Here is a 20,899-nt window from a genome sequence, read left to right as displayed (position 1 = left end):
GAGATCATACGCGGCACGGGTCATATCCCGGCGAGACGCAGGCTTCGTCGGTTCGCCGGCGATGAATTTTCTGCAAGGTCGGCTGGACGCTGCTGGCCGGTTCCAGGTTGGCGGTATTGCGATCGACACGTCAGCCAACGGTTTCGAATATCCATCGCTGGAGAGCGAAGTCGTGCTCGGTATCCGCTGCGAAGATATAGGCGTGGTAGAGCGAGGGGCGCCCCAAAGCATTCCTCACGTGCGCGCATCTGCCGGCGCGAGGTACGAAATTGATGCCGCTCGTTCGTTCTTAGGGAATGCTGAGAGTGGCGTCCCATTTTCCCTTAATCACCGCATCCGCGACCAGATCCAGAATCACGGCTCGCACCGCTTCGGCCGCGAATGTGCCGGTTCTGTCAGCAATCTCGCAAATGAAAAGCGTGCGTGACAGTTCCGGCTCGATGATTGGACGAAAGTGAAGAGCACCGCTTTCGATATGTTCCTTCATAAACAGCTTTGTTCCGATCACACAGCCAAGTCCCGCAACAAGGGAATCGGCAATGGCATGAACCGAATTCATCTGCAGTCGAGCCTTGCTTTCGAGTCTCTTCAGCAGGCCGACATCATCGACCAGGGCTCGGGCAGAGAGCCCTTGCCGCAAGAGAATGATCGGAAGCTCGAGCAAGCTGGCGAATGGTATCGGCTCGTCGGTGTCGCCAATAATTTCACGTTTCCCGATACAAATCATGGTTTCTTCGAGGATCGGCTGGGTTTTCAGACGCGATTCCGTCGGTGGATTATAGACGAGCGCGAGATCAACTTCCGACGTCATGAGATGCATCAACGTGGAACCCGAAAGGCTTTCGGAAAGCGAGAGCCGCAGTTTCGGATAATCCGCCAGGACTCTTTGCGCCAGCGACACACCGATGGCTTTCACCGCCGAATAGGCCATGCCGACGGAGACATCTCCAGATATTTGCCCGCCAGATTCCCGGATATCTTTCTCAGCAGCTGCCATCGCCTTCAGGATCGATTTGGCGTGGGTATAGAGGCGCTCTCCTGCCGCGGTCGGCTGCATTCCACGCGGCTTGCGGAAAAATAGAGCTGTAGATAGCTCCGCTTCAAGATTGGAGAGGTGGTGGCTCAGAGCCGATACGGCGATGCGCATGTGTTCGCCGGCAGAAGACAGGCTGCCGTGCTCGTAGACCGCCGAAAAATAACGAAGTTGCCGTGAATCCATACGTTTCTCGTTTCGAGAAAGCAGATTTAGAAACACTATAATTTCGCGATGCCGAAGACAAGGATATCGTCCTCGGGCTGACGACAAATGTGGATCGGACCGCCCATGGAATTGACCTTCAAACCGCTTGACGGTCTTCGTGTCGTCGAGATGAGCCATATGATCATGGGACCCTCCTGCGGGATGTTTCTCGGATTTCTTGGTGCCGAGGTCATCAAGGTCGAACCGCCGGAAGGTGACAAAACTCGAAGGCTCGGCGGTATGGGCCGGCCAATGTTTCCCGTCTTTAACCGCGGCAAGAAGTCTGTTCAGCTGGACTTGAAGACCGAAAGCGGGCGGGCTGCGTTGGACAAGCTTCTCGCGACAGCCGATGTTTTCGTCGAGAACTTCCGCGACGCTTCGCTCAGCAAGATGGGCGCTGATCTGGATCGCCTCCGAACACAATATCCAACAATGATCATAGCCTCGCACAAGGGCTTCTTGCGTGGACCTTATCAGGATCGCACGGCGCTAGATGAGGTCGTGCAAATGATGACCGGACTTGCGTATATGACCGGACCGACGGGCCGGCCGCTACGGGTCGGGTCGTCGGTCAACGACATCATGGGTGGGCTTTTCGGAGCATTTGCCGTCCTGGCAGCACTCCTTGAGCGTCACCAGACAGGGGACGGGCGCAATCTTCGCATTGGTCTGTTCGAGAACTGCTTGTTGCTCGTTGCCCAACACATGGTCCAGTTCGAGTTGGAAGGCAAGAATCCACCGCCCATGCCGGAGCGTGAGTTCTCCTGGCCCGTCTACGACATCTTCGACACGGCGGATGGGCGGCAGATTTTCGTCGGTGCCGTCACTGAAGGACAATGGGCGTCGTTGTGTGGTTTGCTCGGTCTCAATGAACTGCTTGCAGATGACCGTCTGCGAACACGCATGGACCAGATCAATGCCCGCGCCTGGACGGTCCCCATAGTGGCCGCCGCGATTGCTGGCAGCGATGCAGATGGCTTGCTCAAATCGTTCGAGGAACTCGGCATTCCCTATTCGCCGATTGCTAAACCCAGTGACATGTACGCTGATCCACACGTCATGCGCCCTGGCGGCCTTGCAACATCGAAAACATCGGAAGGCGAAACGTTTCGAGCGCCCTCACTGCCATTTGAAGTCGATGGGATCATGCTGACGGGCGGCGGTGACCTTCCTGCTGTCGGCCAAGACACGGAATCGGTACTGAAACAGCTCGGTCTGACCGATGCGGATATCGAATCCGCCCGTGGCGATGCCAAGGCGCAAGCCGCATGAGATCGCTAGCTGAAATCTATCCCGCCGACCGTGTGACGCTTCGAGAGGTCGGACTTCGCGATGGGCTTCAGTTGGTGAGAACATTTCCATCCACCAGCGCCAAGCGCGATTGGATCGCCGGCGAATATGCGGCGGGCGTTCGTCACTTCGAGATCGGCTCCTTTCTGCCTGCATCACGCATGCCACAATTCGCTGACATTCGCGAGATGATCAAAACAGTTGCTCGCCTTGAGGGTGCGTTTTCCATGGGGCTGGCTCTCAATGAGCGAGGCGCAATAGATGCACTCGAAACCGAAGTTGACGAAATCGTCTGCGTCGTCTCGGCAACTGAGGAACACAGCCAGGCGAACATGCGCCGATCACGCGACGCTGCAGTCAAGCTTGTCGGCAAAGTGGTCGAGCTGCGCAATCAATCGCAGGGCAAGCCGCTTGTTAATGCCGGGATTGCCATGGCGTTCGGTTGCTCGATCGCAGGCACCGTCAATCCAGCAGAAGTGCTGCATCTCGCCGAGGCGTGTCTCGAGGCAGGGGCCGATATAATCGGAATCGCTGATACTGTGGGTTTTGCCGGACCGAGGCAGGTCGGCGGACTATGCGTTGAAATGAAGAGGCTCTGCGGCGATCGACCGTTTCTCGTTCATCTCCACGACACACGCGGGATGGCTATTGCCAACGCCTCGGCGGCACTCGATGCAGGCGCTCGAATTCTTGACGGTTCGCTCGGTGGTCTTGGGGGCTGCCCGTTCGCTCCGGGCGCAACTGGCAACATTGTCTTCGAGGATCTCGTCTATCTCTGCGAGACAATGGGTTTCCGAACTGGAATCGACCTGGATGCGCTGACGGCGGTGCGCGCTATTCCGGAATCGGAAATGCCCGGTGAACAGCTTTACGGCGCCATCGCGCGGGCGAAGCCGCCCAACACAATGGATTGGCGGGCCTGATCTGGAGGAGATCGGCCACCCTTATTGGCATTCGCATAGACACCAAGGGAGGAAGTTATGATCACACGCAGGCATTTGCTAGCAGCGACAGGCAGCATCGGCTTTGTACTCGCTACCAGGCAATCAGTATTCGCCGCATCCAGCGCTTCGATAACATACGGATCCACGACTCCGATCTATGCGATTAGCGCTGTTGCCCTGGAGAAAGGCTTTTTCAAAGCTGAGGGGCTGGATATGACCCTGACACCGCTCGATGCCGGCTCGCTCGCCCGGCAAATGGTCGCCGCCGGGCAAGCCACTTTCGGACAAGGCGATGCGAGCCATCCGCTGCAGCTGACCAACCGCGGCAAGCCCGCCAAGATGATCATGGCGACCCAAGTGGTCGCGTCGACTGCAAACATGGTGGTCAGGGCGGATCTTTACGAGCAAGGTGTGACGACCCCTGACCTGTTGGCCAATATGAGTAAGCCGGATGGCTCAAAACCGGTGATTGCAGCCACTGCTATCGGTTCTGGAACGTGGATGTTCGGTTCCTACTATTTTGAAAAGCGAGGCCTCGACAAGAAGGTGAATTGGATCGCTGGCGGTGGCAGCAAGACTTCGCTCGCCGGTCTCCAATCAAAGCAATATGATGCGCTCATGACGCCCCTGACCTGGCAGTTGCAGGCGGAACGTGGCGGGTTTGGCAAGACCATTTATGATGTTCGTGCCGACGGCGTCTGGCAGCGCGACTTTGGCGGAAACATTCCCTCGATCGTCATCTATGCATTGCAGGATACCATCGATCGCGAGTCGGAAATGGTTCAGGCATATGTAAATGCCATTTACCAGGCCATGCGTTGGGTGAAGACGGCACCCGCAGACGAGGTCTACGGCCTGGTCGCCAAGAAATATTATGGTGGGATCGATCCGGAATTCGCCAAGACTGAACTGTTGTTCGACCGTGACACGTGGGCCTACGATGGCACGATAGCACCCGAAGACTATGAGCGCGGTGCGAAAGGTCTGGTTTCGCAAGGCCACGGAGATTCCCCCAACCCCATTCGAACAAGCGGTCGATACGCGCTTTGTCGCTGCCGCAAAGGCAAGGTTCGGCTGAGATGACGATCATGCGGCCGGTTATGAGCCCGTCGCTGCCCCAGCGGCAGCGGACCACTCGTATTGAGGTGCGCGCCCTCGAAAAGAGTTTTCGTGCGGCTGGTGCGGGCTTTACCGCTGTCGATCGGGTTTCTTTCGACGTGGCTGAGGGAGAGTTCGTCGCTCTTCTTGGACCGTCCGGCTGCGGCAAGAGCACGATCCTTAACATGGTCGCGGGTCTTGTTGAGAAGACTAGCGGAGAGATCCTGATCGACGGCCAGCAGATGAACTTCGGCCAAGTCAATCCGAAGGTTGGCTACATCTTCCAGCGCGACACAGTATTTCCCTGGCGGACCGTGGAGGCGAATGTCGAATATGGTTTGGAAATCCACGGCGTCCCGAAGCTGGAACGGCAGGAACGGGTTCGCAAAGCGCTGCAGATGGTCGGCCTTGCCGATTTTGCCAAGAGCTTTCCGAGGATGCTCTCGGGAGGCATGCGCCAGCGCGTGGCGCTGATGCGCACCCTCATCACCAGGCCAGAGATTCTGCTGATGGACGAACCCTTCGGAGCGCTGGACACCCATACAAAACTGGAGATGCATCGCATCCTCCTGGAGATATGGGAAGCGCGGCGCCAGACTGTGATCTTCGTCACACATGATCTTGGCGAGGCCCTGACGCTCGCCGATCGCATCATTCTTCTGTCTGCACGCCCTGGCCGGCTGAAGGAAGATTTTGAAGTCCCCCTCGCGCGGCCGCGCGACGCGGTCGCGCTGCGCGAGTCACGCGAATTTGCTGAGATGTTTTCTCACATCTGGCACTCGCTCGGTGAGGAATTCAGGAAGACCAAGGCGGAATGAAATGAAACCGAACGTCATCGCAGTGTTCTCGTGGCGAATTACGATTCTCATTGCCATTCTAGCGATCTGGCAATGGGGTTATGACCTGAGGAGCATCGGGATATTGCGATATATAGTGCCAAGCATTCTCGATCCCTATTTCGTCTCCAGGCCTTCCGAGATATGGCAAAGCTTTCTCCGCCTTGGCTGCTTTGCGGATCAAGCGGGTACGATGCTGGACCGTTCAGGCATTGGGCAATGCTTCAATGACAACGCCAACAATCTCTGGTCGGCGACACTTGCTACTTTGAAAAACACTTTTTTCGGCTTTCTGGGCGGGACCATATCGGGTGTTGTAGTCGGGATGGTCCTAGGGCGCTCCGACTACCTGTCAAAGGTATTCGAACCGTACGTCGTTGCACTCAATTCGATTCCGCGTATTGCCTTGGTGCCGTTGATCATACTCATGTTCGGCATCGGCGACATGTCGAAGATTGTTACGGCATGGATCGTGGTGTTTTTTGTCGTCTTTTTCAATACTTACGAGGGAACAAGAGCGGTCGACCAGGACCAGATCGCCGCCGCCCGGCTGCTTGGGGCAAGTGAAGGAAAGATTCTTCGCACTGTCGTCGTACCGTCTGCCTTGGCATGGGTTTTCGCATCGTTGACGCCGGCTGTTTCCTTTGCGCTCGTCGGTGTCATTGTCGGCGAGTTTATTGGGTCAGAACGCGGTGTCGGCAAATTGATCGTCGAGTCTGAAGCGCGCGCGGATGCCGCCGGAATGATGGTCGCAATTTTTGTGCTCATGATCGTGGGGATTCTCCTGGCGGTCATCGTCCGCCGAATTCAGGCCTATTGTCTGCGCTGGCAACCGCAATTTAACAGCCACGGTTGAGCCTGCCGTTTGGACAATGCCAAAGCCAGCTGGCGCGAGGGGAATTTTCTGCCGACGATCAATGCCTTTATATTCGCGGGCTGGGCCTGATGCACGGTACACGACTCAGGTCTGTTTTGAGATCGTCATCGATCTTCGGGGTGCTTTTGCGAGCCATGCGTTGGCTGCTGCTTTGGGGCTGTTGACGATCCAGTCCCTGAGCGCGTCGAGACCGATGCGGAACCAGGATTTTTGGCGACGGCCATGGCTTTTGCGGGGGATGGCCTTCATGCCCATGGTGCTGGTGGCGCATCGGTAGGCCCATGTGATGGCGAGCATGGCGATGATGATGAGGTTTTCTAGCTTCTCGGGATTGGTAATGTGGGTGTCTTCGAGATTGAGGCCCCGTGTCTTGGTATCACCGAACAGGCATTCGATCCCCCATCTCTTTCGATAGTCGTTGAGGGCTTGCTTGGGATCGGGGCGAATGGTGGCGACGATCAGCCATTCATTGTTGCCAAGGCGCTTCGCGACAAGGCGGACAGGTTCGCGCGTGGCACCTGCCGTGCCGTTGATGCGCCCCTTGCAGATGATTGCCGCGCATCGGGCCCGCCTGCGCCGCAAGAGCGTGGCCAGCGACCATGTGTGGCCGTCATCGAAGGTGACGGTCATGTCGACCTTCACGCGGATGGCAAAGGGGATATTGTTTTCGTTGAGGAAATCCATCCATTCAGCGCCGATGAACTCACGATCGGCGAGCAGGCAGCGGATGGAGGCAGCAGGAAACAGGCTGAGATAGCGGCGCATCAGCGCGATGCGATGGCCCGTGTCGGAGTTGCCTTGATGCGGCAGCAAGGTAAACAGCAGCGGCACCCGGAAGCGCCTTGTGACGATCGCCAGCATCAGGATGTTGATGTCGCGCGATCCGAGCTTCCAATTGGTGCGGTCGAGCGCCAGATATTTTGGTCGCTCCAGGTTGAGCATGTGCACCACCATCCGCGCAGCCACGGCCTGGTCGAGCCGGACGAACTGGAAGAAGCGCTGCAGCCGCCGATACTTCGAGGCATAGAGGGCCGGACCGGACAGATGCACGGCCAGATGCGATAGATTGACAGTGCGCGACTGGGCAAGCCCGGCGATCAGCACCACAAGCGTCATAAGCCGGCTCTTGCTCAGCGCGAAGTGCCAACCTAACGTCGCGCTGAGAGCGGAATGAATCAGTGTCATGGGCGAAGATCCTTTTGCTGAGGAATCTTCAATCCAAACACATCATCCCGTTCTCACCCTGACTGTCGTGTACCGTGGGCCTGATGTCTTCTCCATGAACGGGTTGTAGCGCGTCTTCAGCACGCAAAATGACTCACCGGCGCTCGCCGCTGCCGATGTCGGAGTCGCGATCTGTGGTACGGACATCGCCATCGAAAGAGCCGACGTCGTCCCGAGCGCGTGCGGCAACGAAGGCGGTGGAGTTGCACCGAGAATCGCGCGTTGGTCGACCTAGCCAGAGCGCAGTGGGGTCGTCGGTGAAGGAGGTCGTCGCGGAAGCGTTCGGCGTGGCTCCGTCACAGTTGGGCGTGGCGCAAGCAGATGGCCGGCCATGAAGCTCGATCCCGAGTCCTCAAGAGCCTATCAGGGCTTGCCGGAACTGGAATACCCCTTCCACGACCGCGACATCCTGGTCACCGCCTGCGGCCGCATCTGCATGCACAGGAAGAAGATCAACGTCTCCACCGTGCTCGCCGGCCAGAGGCTCGGAATCACCGAAGTCGACGACGGCATTTGGCTCGTCAGCTTCATGCATTACGATCTCGGATATATCGACTTGGAACAGAGGACCTTGCAGACCATCGACAACCCGTTCGGCACGAGGTTGTCACCCATGTCTTAGGTACAAACTGTTACCTATGTCTCCGGGCTGGACAGGGAAGCGGCCATTTGTATGCGTTGGTGCCGGCCCTCAGCCACCATTGGCATACTGGCTTATTGCGATAAAGCGCTCGCGCACGATCTCGACCCGGCCCTGCGGCCCTCTGATATTGCCCTGCAGAAAGTCATCGAAATCTGGTGCTTCAAGTGGAGCTTTGAACTGGCCGCCGATGTAGGTGCGGACCTCGTCGTTAGCGGCTCCGAGTTCAGCGACCAACTCTTCCCGGCCGTCGATGATCAAAAGTAGGTCCTCGGCATCCCGGCCGGAGAGCAGATCGTTCCCACCTCTGCCGAGATATGCCTCCAGCTTCGTCGCGACGAAGAATGCCGGTGTTAGGCGGCGGATGATGAGGTTATCATCCAACGGACAGTCGACCGCAGTCTCGATGCCCCTTTCATACCAACGATTGCTGTTGAGACTTCTATTGAAGACTCTATCGCGACTGCCGCAGCGAAAGCGAGAGCGAAGCTTCTGAAGCCGGTGTTCGATAGGCTTGTGACGGAAACTCACGCTGAGATGTGAGGCCCCTGGCAGCCGCGAGCACATGAAAGACCAGACGCGCGACGGCTGATCGTCAGCCTCCCGCCAGCGACAATCCGCGGGCGCGCTCGCGCAACAGCGCAAGCAGGTCGCTGCGCCGCGCTTCAGGCGTGTCGACAGGCAACACGAAACACAAGGTCCTGTTGATGGCGCCATGGCCGTCCTGGATCGGCGCGGCCATGCACCAGGTGAAACGGTCGGCCAGCGCGGCGGTCTCGCTGTAACCTTGGCGGCGCGCCGTGGCGACATCGGCGAAGAACTCGGCTGGCGCAATGATGCGGCCGTCGGGAAGCCTGTAGTCGGCGGCGGGGATGAAGTCTCTCAGCTCATCCTCGTTCATGTGGCCGAGCAGCAGTCGTCCCGATGCCGTCCACGGGATCGGCACCTCGACCCCGACATCGCTTGAAATCCGGAACGGGCCGGGCGAGTCCCGGCAATCCAGAACGATATATTTGTTGCCGCGTAAACCGCACAGCTGCACCGTCTCGCCTGTCTCCGCGGCCAGCCTGTCCAGGGTCTCGATGATGCGCCGGTAGTGGGCGTTGTGATGCGAATAGGCCCAGCCGAACAGATGCATCGCGCGCCCGAAATAGACGTAGCCTTCACTGCCGACGTTTTCGAGCATTTCGGCGTCAAGCAGGCTGTTGACGATTTCGTAGGTGGTCGAACGCGGTGCGCCGATCATCTTGGCCATGTCGCCGACGCGCATCGGCGCGCGGTGCCGCAGCAAAGCCTCGAGCAGCATGATCACGCGGTCGATGCCGCGTCGTCGTTCGCCACTGCGCGGCTCCGCGCCGGCTGCCTTTTCGATCAGATCAGTAGCCCCGTCGCTCATCTCAGCCGCGTCCATTCAAGAATCATTTCGGTGCTCGTCCCAAGACGCTTGAAAGATGTCAAGGCTCGGTCTAGCATCCCATTTGTCTGATATACAGACAGGATGTCTGAAATACCAGACAAACTAACGAGCCTGACGCAGAAAGTCCCGACGAGAACAGGCGGTTTCCGAGCTCGGCAACCGACGGGTTTCGTCGTCCCGATTCCGCACGTCGAGCCACAACCTCTGAAGGGAACAGTCATGATGAAATCATCGTTTTTCGCATCCGCCAGCGCCCTTTGCCTCGGTCTCGTGCTGAGCCTCGGCGCCGGTTCGCAGGCCAACGCCGCCGCCAACTGCATCAAGGGCGACCGCAAGGCGCCGTACACGATCGGCTGGGCCAACATCTATTCCGTGCCGACCTGGATGAAACAGACGCAAGGTACGATCGAAGCCGAAGTCGAGACCCTGAAGAAGCAGGGTCTTGTCGACAAGCTCGTCGTGACCGACGCCCAGGGCGATGCCAACGTCCAGATCCAGCAGATCCAGTCGATGATCGATTCCAACGTCGATGCCATCATCCTGATTGCCGGCTCGTCGACGGCGCCGGCCCGTGTGCTGGCCGACGCCTGCGCCAAGGGCATCGCCATCATCAACTTCGACAGCCTCGTCGATACCGATCAGGTGACGGCCAAGGTCAATACCGATTCTTCCCAATGGGGCGACCAGGCGGCCAAGTTCCTGATCGACGCCATCGGCGGCAAGGGCAAGATTCTGATCCTCAACGGCCCGGCCGGCGTCTCGGTCAGCGACGACAGGCGCAAAGGCGCCGACGCCGAGCTCAAGGCTCATCCCGACGTGACGGTCCTTGCCGAGACCAACACGCCTTACAATGTCGCCCCTGCCCAGGAAGCCGTAACCAGTCTGCTCTTCGCCAACCCCGAGATCGACGGCATCTTGTCGCTCGGCGGCGCGCTGTCGGCCGGTGCCGTGCTCGCCCTAGACAAGCAGGGCCGCGAACAGGTGCCGATCACCGGCGAGAACGCCCGTCAGTTCCTCGAACTCTGGAAGGAAAAAAGCCTGAAGAGCTGGGCGACGATGCAGCCGAACTGGCTCGGCGCCTTCGCCACCTACACCGCCGTCCAGGCGCTGGAAGGCACGGATGTGCCGGCTTTCGTCAAGATCCCGCTGCCGGTGATCGACAATTCCAACATCGACGAATATCTCGCCCGGGCGAAGGATTTCCCGGCTGACGGTTATATCTATTCGCCTTACGATGAGGAACTGTTCAAGAAGCTGCTGGCTCAAAAGTAAGCCGGAAAGGCCGCATAAATTGCAGATCACGGCTCCGCTTCTTGCCGCGCGGGGGGTGTCGAAGTCTTTCTTCGGCAACCCCGTCCTGCGCGACGTTTCCATCGCTCTCCTGCCGGGCCGCGTGCATGCGCTGCTCGGCGAGAACGGTGCCGGAAAGTCGACCTTGATCAACCTTTTGTCCGGCGCCTTGCGTCCGGACAGCGGGACGATCGAGGTCGATGGACGCGCGGTCTCACGCATGACTCCCGCCATTGCGCGACAGGCCCGGATCGCCGTCGTCCAGCAGGAACTCAGCCTGACGGCCAGCCTTTCCATCGCCGAAAACATTGGCCTTGGCGCCTATCCACGCCGGTTCGGCCTTGTCGACTACCCCGAACTCGCCGCCCGGGCCAAGGCCGCGTGCGACCTCGTCGGCCTTCACGAACCACTGTCGACGCCGGTCGGACATCTGTCGCTCGGCCGCCGGCAGATGGTGGAGATCGCCAAGGCACTTTACCGCCGGCCGCGCGTGCTCATTCTTGATGAACCCACCTCGTCACTCTCGGCAACCGAAACGAAAATCCTGACCGATCTGCTGGAGCGGCTGCGCGGCGAGGGCATCGCCATCCTCTACATCTCGCATCGGCTGAACGAAATCATGTCGCTATGCCAGCATGTCACCGTTCTGAAGGACGGCACCTGCACGGCGGATCGCACCCTGGAAGGAACCGATGCCGCCGGGCTGGTGCGGCTGATGGTCGGCCGCGACCCGGGTGACCTCTTTCCGCAATGGCAGCCTTCAGCTTCGCCTGCCAACGCCATCTCGGTTCGCAATTTTTCAGCCGGTCTGATGCGTGACGTTGATCTCGATATCAGGACAGGCGAGGTGCTCGGCATCGGCGGCCTGGTCGGGCAAGGCCAGGAAGATCTGCTGCTCGGCCTCTACGGCGCCATTCCGGCGCGGACGGCATCAGCGACCGTCAACGGTGCCTCAGGTTTGCCAGGCGGCGTGCCGAAGGCCAACGCGCTCGGGCTGGCCTATGTGCCGGCCGACCGCAAGCGTGAAGGCCTGCATCTGATCCATCCCATCATCACCAACATGATGCTGCCTGCCTTTGCGCGGGTGCCGGCGCTGAAGCTGCGCAGCCGCCGCGCCGAGCGCGAGACGGCCAGAGGTCTTGCCGCCCAGCTCGGCATCAAGGGCGACCTCGACCGGTCGGCGCAGGCCCTGTCAGGCGGCAATCAGCAGAAGGTGGCGCTGGCGAAATGGATGCCGCACGACCCGCTCGTGCTTCTCCTCAACGATCCGACGCGCGGCGTCGACGTCGAAACCAAGCGTGAAATCTATTATATGCTTCGCAACTTCGCTGCTGCCGGCAAGGCGGTCGTGCTGCTCAGCTCCGACACGCCCGAACTGGTGCATCTTTGCGACCGTGTCGCCGTGGTCCGCGAAGGCCGCATCGTCGCCATGCTGGCGCGCGGGGCGCTCAGCGAGGAAGCCATCGTCTCCGCCGCCATGGGCGCCGGACAGCGGAAGGTTGCGGCATGAACACACCTTCCTCCGCAAACCAGACCGGCGCGCTCTACTGGCCGGTTCAGTTGCGCCGCAATGTCGGCGTGCGCAGCCTGTTCGCCGTCGTCCTGGTGTTTCTCGTCGCCTATGGCATCCTCTTTCCCGGCCTCTTCACGGCCGCGGGCTTCGCCAAATTCACCCAGAGCTGGTTTCCGCTGGCGCTGGTCGCCATGGCGCAGGCGATCCTGATGCTCACCGGCGGCATCAGCCTGGCCATCGGCGCCACGGTCAGCCTGGGCGCGGTCATCGCAGCGACGACGATGGCGGGGCCGCTGGGCGTCGCCGGCGGCACCGCCGCGGTGGCGCTGACCGGCCTCGGCATTGGGGCGACGACCGGCTTCATCGTGGTGCGGCTTCGCCTGCCGGCGATCGTGGTGACGCTCGCCGGTTCCTTCATCATCGGCGGTGCGGCGCTGCTCATCCTGCCGCGGCCCGGCGGCGCCATTCCAGCGTGGTTGTCCGATCTGCTTGCCGGCAACACGCCGGCGGCATTCGCGCTCCTGCTGCTCATCGCTGCGCTATGGAAACTCTATCTCGCCACGCCACTCGGCTTGAGCCTCTATGCCGCCGGCGAGAATCCGGTCGGCGCCTATCGCTCCGGCGTGCCGGTCGATGGTGCGCGCATCGCGGCCTATGCGATCAGCGGTCTGCTCTCCACGGGCGCCGGCCTATTCGTCGCCGCGCAAACGGGTTCGGGCGATCCGGTCATCGGTGCCGCCTTTACGCTGAATTCGATTGCCGCCGCCGTGCTCGGCGGCATCGGCTTCCTTGGCGGACAGGGCACTATGCGCGGCGCGCTTGCCGGCAGCCTGCTGCTCAGCCTGATGATCAGCGTCATGTTCTTCCTCGGCTTCACGCCAGTCACCCAGTATGTCGCCCAGGGCCTCATCATCATCGGCGCGGTCGCCATCCCGCAATTCCGCAAGGTGCAGCAATGACGGCATGGACTGAAAGCGCGGGCGGCAGACGCGTCTTGACGGTCCTGCGCAGCCGGCCATTCCTGACCGTTGCCATCGTTGCTGCGGTCTGGATCGTGGCGAGCTTCGTTTCGCGCGGCTTCGGCGCCTACGGCCATTTGCGCTATCTGATCGAGCTCGGCGCCGTCATCGGCCTGGTTGCGGCGGGGCAGACCTTCGTGGTGATCGCCGGCGGCATCGATCTTTCGGTTGCGGCCATCGTCACGGTCAGCGCAGTCAGCCTGCCACTGCTGTCGTGGCAGGCGGATCCGACCGGCATCACCGCCATCCTTGCCGTTCTTGCACTGACGACGGCAATCGGCCTGGTCAACGGGCTGGGCGTCGCGCTGCTGCGCGTCCACCCGATGATCATGACATTGGCCATGGCGACATTCCTGCAAGGTCTGCTGATCATCGTCGCCGGCGGCAGTGCGGTGACTGCTGAAAACCCGCTGGTGCACTGGCTCGGCAATGCGCGGCCGGCCGGCATTCCGGCCGGCGTGCTGTTGTGGGTGGTCGTCTCCGTCATCGTGCTGACGGCGATGCATGCGACATCCCTCGGCGCCCGGATCTTCGCCATGGGCGCCAATCCACTCGCCGCGGCACTATCGGGGGTTCCGGTCACATCCACGACACTCACGGTCTACGGCATCAGCGGCTTCTGTTCGGGACTTGCCGGCGTGCTGGTCCTCGGCATGAACGGACAAGGCTATGTCGGGATCGGCGATCCCTACCTGCTCGCCTCGATTGCCGCTGTGGTGCTCGGCGGCACCTCGATCCTCGGCGGACGCGGCACCTATGCCGGCACCATCCCGGGCGCCATCCTGCTGGTCACCATCACCGCGCTGATCACCGTCGTCAACGCATCGCCCGGTTGGCGCAGCATCCTGTTCGGCTCGCTCATCCTAGGCCTGCTGCTTCTCTCAGGCCGGGAGCAGGCGCGCCGATGACACATCATCCAGCCGGTAGATGCGCCTTGCGTTGCCGTAGAACAGCGCCGTCTGTTCGTCTGCGGAAAAGTCCACCGCTATGGTTTTGAAGCCATCGTATATGTCGTCGAACGATGCATGCAGGCCGGCGACCGGAAAGTCGCTGCCGAACATGGCGCGCCCGGTGCCGAAACAGTCGATGCAATGCAGGACGACCGGTTTCAAACTGTCGAGCGTCCAGTCATGATCGTAGGCGACCAGATCCGATATCTTGATGGCGACGTTGTCGTGCTCCGACAACAGCTGCAGACCGTCGCGCCATCTGCGCATTCCCTCGGCGTCACGATCGATCGGACTGCCGCAGTGATTGAGAACGAACTGCTGGTCGGGGAAGGCGGCTGCAAGCCGCACCGCGTCGGCGAGTTGGCGCGGAAACACCATCAGGTCGAAGGCGAGCCTGTATTGGCCAAGCAGGGCAAGGCCGGCGCGCCAAGCCGGATCGTCCATGGTGCCGTCGCGGGTCGCGAAGCGGCGGGCCGGGTCCGGATCCCAACTGAGTATGTCGCGCACACCGACGACACGTTCGAAGGCCGCCTGCGCCTCGATCAAAGCCCGCGCCTGGCGGTCGGCGAGCGGCACGTGGACGACATAGCGCGCGGCGACGCCCCGCGATTTGTCGAGTGTCTCCAGCCACCGCGTCTCGCCGATGCAGTCGTCGCTCGCCCAGCCGGCTTCGACATGCACGGTAGCGACGACATTGTGCCTGCCGGCGTCGCGCACATAATCCTGCGTAAGGTAGTCTTGGCGCAACGGGCCAAGCGCGCCCAGCCCGCCGCGCTCGCCGGACGTGTCGGCGAGCCAGGGATGCCGCCCCAGGCCGAGATCCCAAAGATGATGATGGGCGTCGATGATCGGTCCGGAGTAGGGTTCTGGCACGCGTCTCTCTCATGCGGTGACCGGCATCGGCAATCGATCCCGGCAGGGTTCTGCGACGGCGAAAGGGTTAGCATTGGATGACTGAAAACTCATCAGTCTCGCTTGGCGTGCGCGAAAATTTTCTGCTCGACGACCGCATCCGCGGCGTGCCTCCCGGCACTTCCGGGCTGGACAGCAGCCTTGTCGCAGCCGAGCACTGGCATCCAGCCGAGGGACGCATGGCGCTGCCGGTACTGACCCTCGACGAGGCGGCCTTTGCCGCCAACCGCGACCTGTTCCTGCGCTATGCGCGCGAACAGGGGGTTGCGATCGCACCGCATGCCAAGACGCCGATGGCGCCCGACCTTGCCCGGTCGCTGGTCGAGACCGGAGCATGGGGCACCACCGTCGCCGATATCAGGCAAGCGACAGTGATGCTCAGGGCCGGCCTGACACGGCTGATCATCGCCAATGAAGTCGGCGGAGCGGGCGGCGCAAGCCGGCTGGCGTTGCTTGCCGGTGCCTGGCCGAAGGCCGAGCTCTTCGTCTTTGCCGACTCGGTCGACGCCGTGAACGCGCTTGCCGAGGCTTGGCGCGCCAATGCGGCACTGCCGCCCTTGCGCGTTCTGGTCGAACTCGGCGCGGGCAGGGCGGGCGCCCGCACGACCGCGCAAGCCGAGGCCATCGCCGATGCGATCATGGTTGCCGACGGGCGACTGCTGATCGCCGGCGTCGCGACCTATGAAGGGGCGGCAGCCCAGCCCGAGCCCGGCCGCACCGACGAGGCGATATCCGCTTTGCTGGCCATGACCGCCGACATGGTCCTGCGGCTGCGCGCCCGCGTCGGCGGCAACGCGCCGCTAATCGTCACCGCTGGCGGCTCGGTCTTCTTCGACAAGGTGGTCGCGGCACTGTCGCCGGTGGTTTTCAGCGACAGCAATGCGACGCTGGTTCTGCGCAGCGGCGCCATCTTCTTCCACGACCATGGCACTTACGATCGATCGCTCGGCGCCCTCGATGCCCGCAAGCGTTTTACCATCGGCGGCATCAGCGCTTCAGCGCGACATGCGTTTCGGCCCGCGCTGCGCTTGTGGGCCGAAGTGCTGTCGCGGCCGGAACCCGGCCTCGTCATCTGCGGGATGGGCATGCGCGACGTGTCGTTCGACCAGGGCTTTCCAACGCTGCTCACCGTCTTTCGTGCCGGCAAGCCGTTGCCCATGCCGGCAGCGCGCGCCGAGGTTATAAAGCTCAACGATCAGCATGCCTTCCTGTCGATTGCGCCGAGCGACGACATAGCCGTCGGCGACGTCATCGAATTCGGCATCTCGCATCCCTGCACCTGCCTCGACCGCTATCGCGTGATCTTCGGCGTCGACGCGACCGGCCACGTCCGCCACGCTTTCCCCACATGGTTCGGCTGACCAGATCCCCCAAAAAGAGAACCTCGAAAGGATCCGATATGATCAAGTATTTTCAGTCCGGCTCGCGCATGTCGCAGGCGGTGGTCTATGGCGGCCTCGTGCACATAGCCGGCCAGGTGGCCGACGACCGCAAGGCAGGCATCGAGAGCCAGACCAGTGACGTGCTGGCCAAGGTCGAGGCGCTGCTGGTCGAGGCCGGCAGCAGCAAGTCGAAGCTGGTGGCGGTCAACATCTTCTTGCCGCAGATCGGCGACTTCGACGCCATGAACGGCATTTACGACGCCTGGGTCGACCCTGCGCGCCTGCCGGCTCGCGCCTGCGTCGAGGCGCGTCTCGCCGACCCGGATTTGCGTATCGAGGTCACCGCGGTCGCGGCGGTCTGAACAATGCACACTGGCCACAGCCATACGCTCGACTTCGACCGCGACGGCAAGACGCTGAGCCATCTCAGCATTCCGTTCTCGATCGACCGTTCGCCCTATTTCCAGGTCACGTTGCCGATCTGTCTCATCCGCAACGGCGAAGGGCCGTCGCTGCTTTTGATGGCCGGCAATCACGGTGACGAATATGAGGGCGAGCTGTCGCTGGCAAAGCTGGTGCGCCGGCTCGATCCGCAGCGGATCAAGGGCCGCATCACCATCATGCCGATGGCCAATGCGCCGGCCGTAATGGCCGCCAAACGCTGCTCGCCGCTCGACGGCGGCAATCTCAACCGCGCCTTTCCAGGCGATCCCTCGGGCACGCCGACCAGCCGGCTCGCCAATTTCCTCGAGACGGAATTGTTCCCTCGCCACGACGTCATCTTCGACATCCATTCGGGCGGCACATCTATGGAGCATTTGCCGACCGCACTGGTCGAACGCAATGCCGATCCCGAGCGCCATCGGCGCGGGGTGGAACTGATGCGCACGCTCGGCATGCCCTACGGGTTCGTCGCCGACAACGGCCAAGCTTCGCCGACCTCGATGGGTGCGGCGCGCCGGGCCGGAGCCATCGGTGTCAGCGGCGAGTTCGGTGGCGGCGGCACCGCCACCGTCGATTCGATGGCGATCACCGCCCGTGCCCTCGACAGTCTGATGGTAGCACTGGGTTTGGTCGACGCACCGATTCTTGGCGCGGGCGAAACGCCGTCGGCGCCGACACGGCTGCTGTCGCTGTCCCGGCACAGCCAGGGCGTCTACGCCACCCGCCGCGGCTGGTTTGAGCCCGCCGTCAGGCTAGGCGACAGTGTCAGCGCCGGACAACTGGCCGGCTGGTATCACGATCTCGAACGGCTCGATGTTGCCGAGGAGGCGCTGCATTTCGCCGATGGCGGCCTCGTGCACATAGCCGGCCAGGTGGCCGACGACCGCAAGGCAGGCATCGAGAGCCAGACCAGTGACGTGCTGGCCAAGGTCGAGGCGCTGCTGGTCGAGGCCGGCAGCAGCAAGTCGAAGCTGGTGGCGGTCAACATCTTCTTGCCGCAGATCGGCGACTTCGACGCCATGAACGGCATTTACGACGCCTGGGTCGACCCTGCGCGCCTGCCGGCTCGCGCCTGCGTCGAGGCGCGTCTCGCCGACCCGGATTTGCGTATCGAGGTCACCGCGGTCGCGGCGGTCTGAACAATGCACACTGGCCACAGCCATACGCTCGACTTCGACCGCGACGGCAAGACGCTGAGCCATCTCAGCATTCCGTTCTCGATCGACCGTTCGCCCTATTTCCAGGTCACGTTGCCGATCTGTCTCATCCGCAACGGCGAAGGGCCGTCGCTGCTTTTGATGGCCGGCAATCACGGTGACGAATATGAGGGCGAGCTGTCGCTGGCAAAGCTGGTGCGCCGGCTCGATCCGCAGCGGATCAAGGGCCGCATCACCATCATGCCGATGGCCAATGCGCCGGCCGTAATGGCCGCCAAACGCTGCTCGCCGCTCGACGGCGGCAATCTCAACCGCGCCTTTCCAGGCGATCCCTCGGGCACGCCGACCAGCCGGCTCGCCAATTTCCTCGAGACGGAATTGTTCCCTCGCCACGACGTCATCTTCGACATCCATTCGGGCGGCACATCTATGGAGCATTTGCCGACCGCACTGGTCGAACGCAATGCCGATCCCGAGCGCCATCGGCGCGGGGTGGAACTGATGCGCACGCTCGGCATGCCCTACGGGTTCGTCGCCGACAACGGCCAAGCTTCGCCGACCTCGATGGGTGCGGCGCGCCGGGCCGGAGCCATCGGTGTCAGCGGCGAGTTCGGTGGCGGCGGCACCGCCACCGTCGATTCGATGGCGATCACCGCCCGTGCCCTCGACAGTCTGATGGTAGCACTGGGTTTGGTCGACGCACCGATTCTTGGCGCGGGCGAAACGCCGTCGGCGCCGACACGGCTGCTGTCGCTGTCCCGGCACAGCCAGGGCGTCTACGCCACCCGCCGCGGCTGGTTTGAGCCCGCCGTCAGGCTAGGCGACAGTGTCAGCGCCGGACAACTGGCCGGCTGGTATCACGATCTCGAACGGCTCGATGTTGCCGAGGAGGCGCTGCATTTCGCCGAAAGCGGCATCGTGCTGTCGCGGCGGCTCCACACGATGTGCGAGGCGGGTGACTGCCTGATGCAGGTCGCTGAGCCGGTCGAGGGCTAACCATGAAGCCGTGCCAGGCCGGGCGCCGATATCAAGATCAGGACTGAGGATATTCGATGCAGCAACTGTCCATGTGGACTTATCCCTGGGACATCCAGGATCTCGGCCTTGAGACGGTCGAACGCGATCTTATCGAGCGCGCTGGGCTCAACATGATCAGCATCGCGACCTCTTATCATGCCGGCCGCTTCCTGCAGCCGCGCAGCCAGCGCCGCAAAGCCTATTTTCCCGAGGACGGCACCATCTATTTCAAGCCGACCGCGGCGCGCTGGGGAAGCCTCGCCATGCAGCCCAAGGTGGCTGACGTGACCACCGAGGGTGGCGATGTGCTTGGCAACCTTATCCGCCGGCGCGACGCCGGAGGGCTTGGCGTTTCGTGCTGGACGGTCTGCCTGCACAACACCCGCCTCGGCATGCTTCATCCGCAGGCTGTCACCCGCAATGCTTTCGGCGATGCCAATTACTACAATCTCTGCCCGTCGCATCCCGATGCGCGCGCCTATGTCCGTGCGCTCGTCGCCGACATCTCGCACAGCTACCGGCCAGACAGGATCGAACTCGAAAGCCCATCCTTCATGGGTTTTGCCCATGAATACCATCACGAGAAGGACGGCGTCGGGCTGACGCCGGAAGACGATTTTCTGCTGTCACTGTGCTTTTGCCCGTCCTGCCTTGCGCGCGCGGCGAGCGCGGGAGTTGATGGCGAGCCGGCGCGCAAACTCGTCAGGCATTGGATTGCCGAAACCTGCGAGCACGCGGTGCCGCAACGGCGTTTTCCGGATTTTCCGGTGAGCGGCCTCGAGACGTTCCGACCCTGGCCGGAACTCCACGCCTATCTCCTGTGGCGGTTCGAGCCGGTGACCAGCCTGGTTGCCGAATTACGCGAGGTGGCCGACCCGGCGACGCGCGTCGTCGTCATCGATTTGAAGGACGGCTGGCTTGGCGGCTGCGATCTCGCGGCGCTCGGCAAGGTCTGTGACGGAGCGATCCTGTGCGCCTACGACATGCAGGCGGCGAGTGTCGCGAGCCTGATGGTGGCTGGTCGGGCAGCCCTCGGCGCGGAAAGATTCCTCGGTGCCGGCTATCGGCTGTTCTACCCGGAAATGACCGGGCCTGACACCCTTGCGGCGAAGGTGAAGCCGGCGCTGGCGCCTGGTGTCGATGGCATCAATTTCTACAATTACGGCCTGGTGCCGGCTGCGCGGCTGGACTGGATCGGTGTAGCCCAGCGGCATTGAGCCGCCTGTAATTTCGCCCTGTGCCATAAACGCTCACAGGGAGGCGGTTTCGATTCCGCTCGTATTCGACTCCACAAGGACGGGAATTGCTTGGAAGCGCAAGCCGCATTGCCTCTGACAGCAAACCTGAAGCGCCAGATTTAACCCATCATAGAATTTGAGTCACTCGATGTGACACCAATTGACAGGCGGTGGAATTCATGGCACATGCCGTGCCGCGAATTAGGAGAAGCCACATGTCCACCGCCCGTGCTTACAACAGCCCCGTGCGCGAAGAGAAAGCCCGAAAAACGCGCGAGGCGATCCTCACCGCTCTGTTCACGCTGATGGACGCGGATGGTGCGGCGGATGAGATCACCGCCGAGGCGATCGCCGAAAAGGCTGGGGTGCAGCGGCGTACCGTCTTCCGTCACTTTGCCACAAAGGACGACC

General features: G+C 61.8%; 20 protein-coding genes and 2 pseudogenes. 17 read left to right on the top strand and 5 right to left on the bottom strand.

The annotated features are described in order from the left end of the window. Window positions 1–61: 61 nt before the first annotated feature. A pseudogene (locus NKG99_RS24510) lies at window positions 62–187 on the top strand (hypothetical protein); the annotation flags it as partial. Between the two features lie 102 nt (window positions 188–289). Here the strand turns inward: NKG99_RS24510 and NKG99_RS24505 are convergent. Then, a complete protein-coding gene (locus NKG99_RS24505) occupies window positions 290–1,219 on the bottom strand; it encodes a LysR family transcriptional regulator (RefSeq protein ID WP_352871347.1) in 930 nt (309 codons plus the stop codon). Between the two features lie 105 nt (window positions 1,220–1,324). Between NKG99_RS24505 and NKG99_RS24500 the strand changes: the two genes are divergently transcribed. Genes NKG99_RS24500 through NKG99_RS24480 form a run of 5 tightly spaced genes read left to right on the top strand, consistent with a single transcriptional unit; the run spans window position 1,325 to window position 6,264 of the window. After that, complete coding sequence (locus NKG99_RS24500; RefSeq protein WP_352871346.1) at window positions 1,325–2,512, top strand: CaiB/BaiF CoA transferase family protein; 1,188 nt, start codon at window positions 1,325–1,327, stop codon at window positions 2,510–2,512. Beyond that, entirely contained in the window at window positions 2,509–3,453 is a 945-nt protein-coding gene (locus tag NKG99_RS24495; protein WP_352871345.1) for a hydroxymethylglutaryl-CoA lyase-like TIM-barrel protein, read from the top strand. Before NKG99_RS24500 ends, NKG99_RS24495 begins: the two co-directional genes overlap by 4 nt. 57 nt (window positions 3,454–3,510) lie before the next feature. Continuing rightward, window positions 3,511–4,557 carry an ABC transporter substrate-binding protein gene (locus tag NKG99_RS24490; RefSeq protein WP_352871344.1) on the top strand — a complete coding sequence of 349 codons (1,047 nt, stop codon included), beginning with the start codon at window positions 3,511–3,513 and terminating at the stop codon, window positions 4,555–4,557. Beyond that, window positions 4,554–5,390 (top strand): ABC transporter ATP-binding protein, encoded by an 837-nt coding sequence (locus tag NKG99_RS24485; RefSeq protein WP_352871343.1) that lies wholly within the window; start codon window positions 4,554–4,556, stop codon window positions 5,388–5,390. The genes NKG99_RS24490 and NKG99_RS24485 overlap by 4 nt, the downstream gene beginning before the upstream one ends. Window position 5,391: 1 nt before the next feature. Next, window positions 5,392–6,264, top strand: coding sequence for an ABC transporter permease (locus NKG99_RS24480; protein ID WP_352871341.1), 873 nt, complete (start codon window positions 5,392–5,394; stop codon window positions 6,262–6,264). 105 nt (window positions 6,265–6,369) lie between these two features. On the opposite strand, the gene NKG99_RS24475 is transcribed toward NKG99_RS24480, so the two are convergent. After that, window positions 6,370–7,470, bottom strand: a complete 1,101-nt coding sequence (locus NKG99_RS24475) for an IS4 family transposase (protein ID WP_352871340.1) — start codon at window positions 7,468–7,470, stop codon at window positions 6,370–6,372. Between the two features lie 388 nt (window positions 7,471–7,858). Here NKG99_RS24475 and NKG99_RS24470 point away from each other — a divergent pair. Continuing rightward, window positions 7,859–8,131: pseudogene (locus tag NKG99_RS24470) on the top strand (IS481 family transposase); the annotation flags it as partial. Between the two features lie 69 nt (window positions 8,132–8,200). On the opposite strand, the gene NKG99_RS24465 reads toward NKG99_RS24470, so the two are convergent. Then, window positions 8,201–8,533 (bottom strand): hypothetical protein, encoded by a 333-nt coding sequence (locus tag NKG99_RS24465; RefSeq protein WP_352871339.1) that lies wholly within the window; start codon window positions 8,531–8,533, stop codon window positions 8,201–8,203. Between the two features lie 211 nt (window positions 8,534–8,744). Beyond that, complete coding sequence (locus NKG99_RS24460) at window positions 8,745–9,545, bottom strand: IclR family transcriptional regulator (protein WP_352871338.1); 801 nt, start codon at window positions 9,543–9,545, stop codon at window positions 8,745–8,747. Between the two features lie 240 nt (window positions 9,546–9,785). Between NKG99_RS24460 and NKG99_RS24455 the strand changes: the two genes are divergently transcribed. From NKG99_RS24455 to NKG99_RS24440, 4 genes are read left to right on the top strand one after another with little or no spacing between them, the layout of a single operon-like run. Continuing rightward, window positions 9,786–10,838 carry a substrate-binding domain-containing protein gene (locus tag NKG99_RS24455; RefSeq protein WP_352871336.1) on the top strand — a complete coding sequence of 351 codons (1,053 nt, stop codon included), beginning with the start codon at window positions 9,786–9,788 and terminating at the stop codon, window positions 10,836–10,838. Window positions 10,839–10,857: 19 nt separating this feature from the next. After that, the gene (locus NKG99_RS24450) at window positions 10,858–12,366 is read left to right on the top strand and encodes a sugar ABC transporter ATP-binding protein (RefSeq protein ID WP_352871334.1); all 1,509 of its coding nucleotides are present in this window, start codon (window positions 10,858–10,860) and stop codon (window positions 12,364–12,366) included. Continuing rightward, window positions 12,363–13,328 (top strand): ABC transporter permease, encoded by a 966-nt coding sequence (locus tag NKG99_RS24445; protein WP_352871333.1) that lies wholly within the window; start codon window positions 12,363–12,365, stop codon window positions 13,326–13,328. Before NKG99_RS24450 ends, NKG99_RS24445 begins: the two co-directional genes overlap by 4 nt. Continuing rightward, on the top strand, window positions 13,325–14,296 hold the full coding sequence (locus NKG99_RS24440) for an ABC transporter permease (protein ID WP_352871332.1): 972 nt from the start codon (window positions 13,325–13,327) through the stop codon (window positions 14,294–14,296). The genes NKG99_RS24445 and NKG99_RS24440 overlap by 4 nt, the downstream gene beginning before the upstream one ends. Here the strand turns inward: NKG99_RS24440 and NKG99_RS24435 are convergent. Then, window positions 14,270–15,211 carry an amidohydrolase family protein gene (locus tag NKG99_RS24435; protein ID WP_352871330.1) on the bottom strand — a complete coding sequence of 314 codons (942 nt, stop codon included), beginning with the start codon at window positions 15,209–15,211 and terminating at the stop codon, window positions 14,270–14,272. The two genes, NKG99_RS24440 and NKG99_RS24435, sit on opposite strands and share 27 nt — an antisense overlap. Before the next feature lie 77 nt (window positions 15,212–15,288). Between NKG99_RS24435 and NKG99_RS24430 the strand changes: the two genes are divergently transcribed. The 6 genes from NKG99_RS24430 to NKG99_RS24405 form a co-directional block, all read left to right on the top strand. Next, window positions 15,289–16,611, top strand: a complete 1,323-nt coding sequence (locus tag NKG99_RS24430) for an alanine racemase (RefSeq protein WP_352871329.1) — start codon at window positions 15,289–15,291, stop codon at window positions 16,609–16,611. A gap of 38 nt (window positions 16,612–16,649) precedes the next feature. After that, window positions 16,650–16,994: a RidA family protein gene (locus tag NKG99_RS24425; protein ID WP_352871328.1), complete on the top strand. Its 345-nt coding sequence runs from the start codon at window positions 16,650–16,652 to the stop codon at window positions 16,992–16,994. Window positions 16,995–16,997: 3 nt separating this feature from the next. Then, complete coding sequence (locus NKG99_RS24420) at window positions 16,998–18,215, top strand: Rid family hydrolase (protein WP_352871327.1); 1,218 nt, start codon at window positions 16,998–17,000, stop codon at window positions 18,213–18,215. Between the two features lie 3 nt (window positions 18,216–18,218). Continuing rightward, the gene (locus tag NKG99_RS24415) at window positions 18,219–19,229 is read left to right on the top strand and encodes a succinylglutamate desuccinylase/aspartoacylase family protein (protein WP_352871326.1); all 1,011 of its coding nucleotides are present in this window, start codon (window positions 18,219–18,221) and stop codon (window positions 19,227–19,229) included. A 56-nt stretch (window positions 19,230–19,285) separates the two neighbouring features. Next, a complete protein-coding gene (locus NKG99_RS24410) occupies window positions 19,286–20,467 on the top strand; it encodes a hypothetical protein (protein WP_352871324.1) in 1,182 nt (393 codons plus the stop codon). A 236-nt stretch (window positions 20,468–20,703) separates the two neighbouring features. Further along, window positions 20,704–20,899, top strand: a 196-nt coding sequence (locus NKG99_RS24405) for a TetR family transcriptional regulator (protein ID WP_352871323.1), incomplete at its 3' end; no start/stop codon positions are given.

The sequence above is a fragment of the Mesorhizobium sp. M1409 genome, assembly GCF_040317535.1.
In the GTDB taxonomy this organism is placed as follows: domain Bacteria; phylum Pseudomonadota; class Alphaproteobacteria; order Rhizobiales; family Rhizobiaceae; genus Mesorhizobium.
The sequence above is the reverse complement of the archived record's forward strand: the minus strand, read 5'-3'. Positions and strand labels throughout refer to the sequence as shown.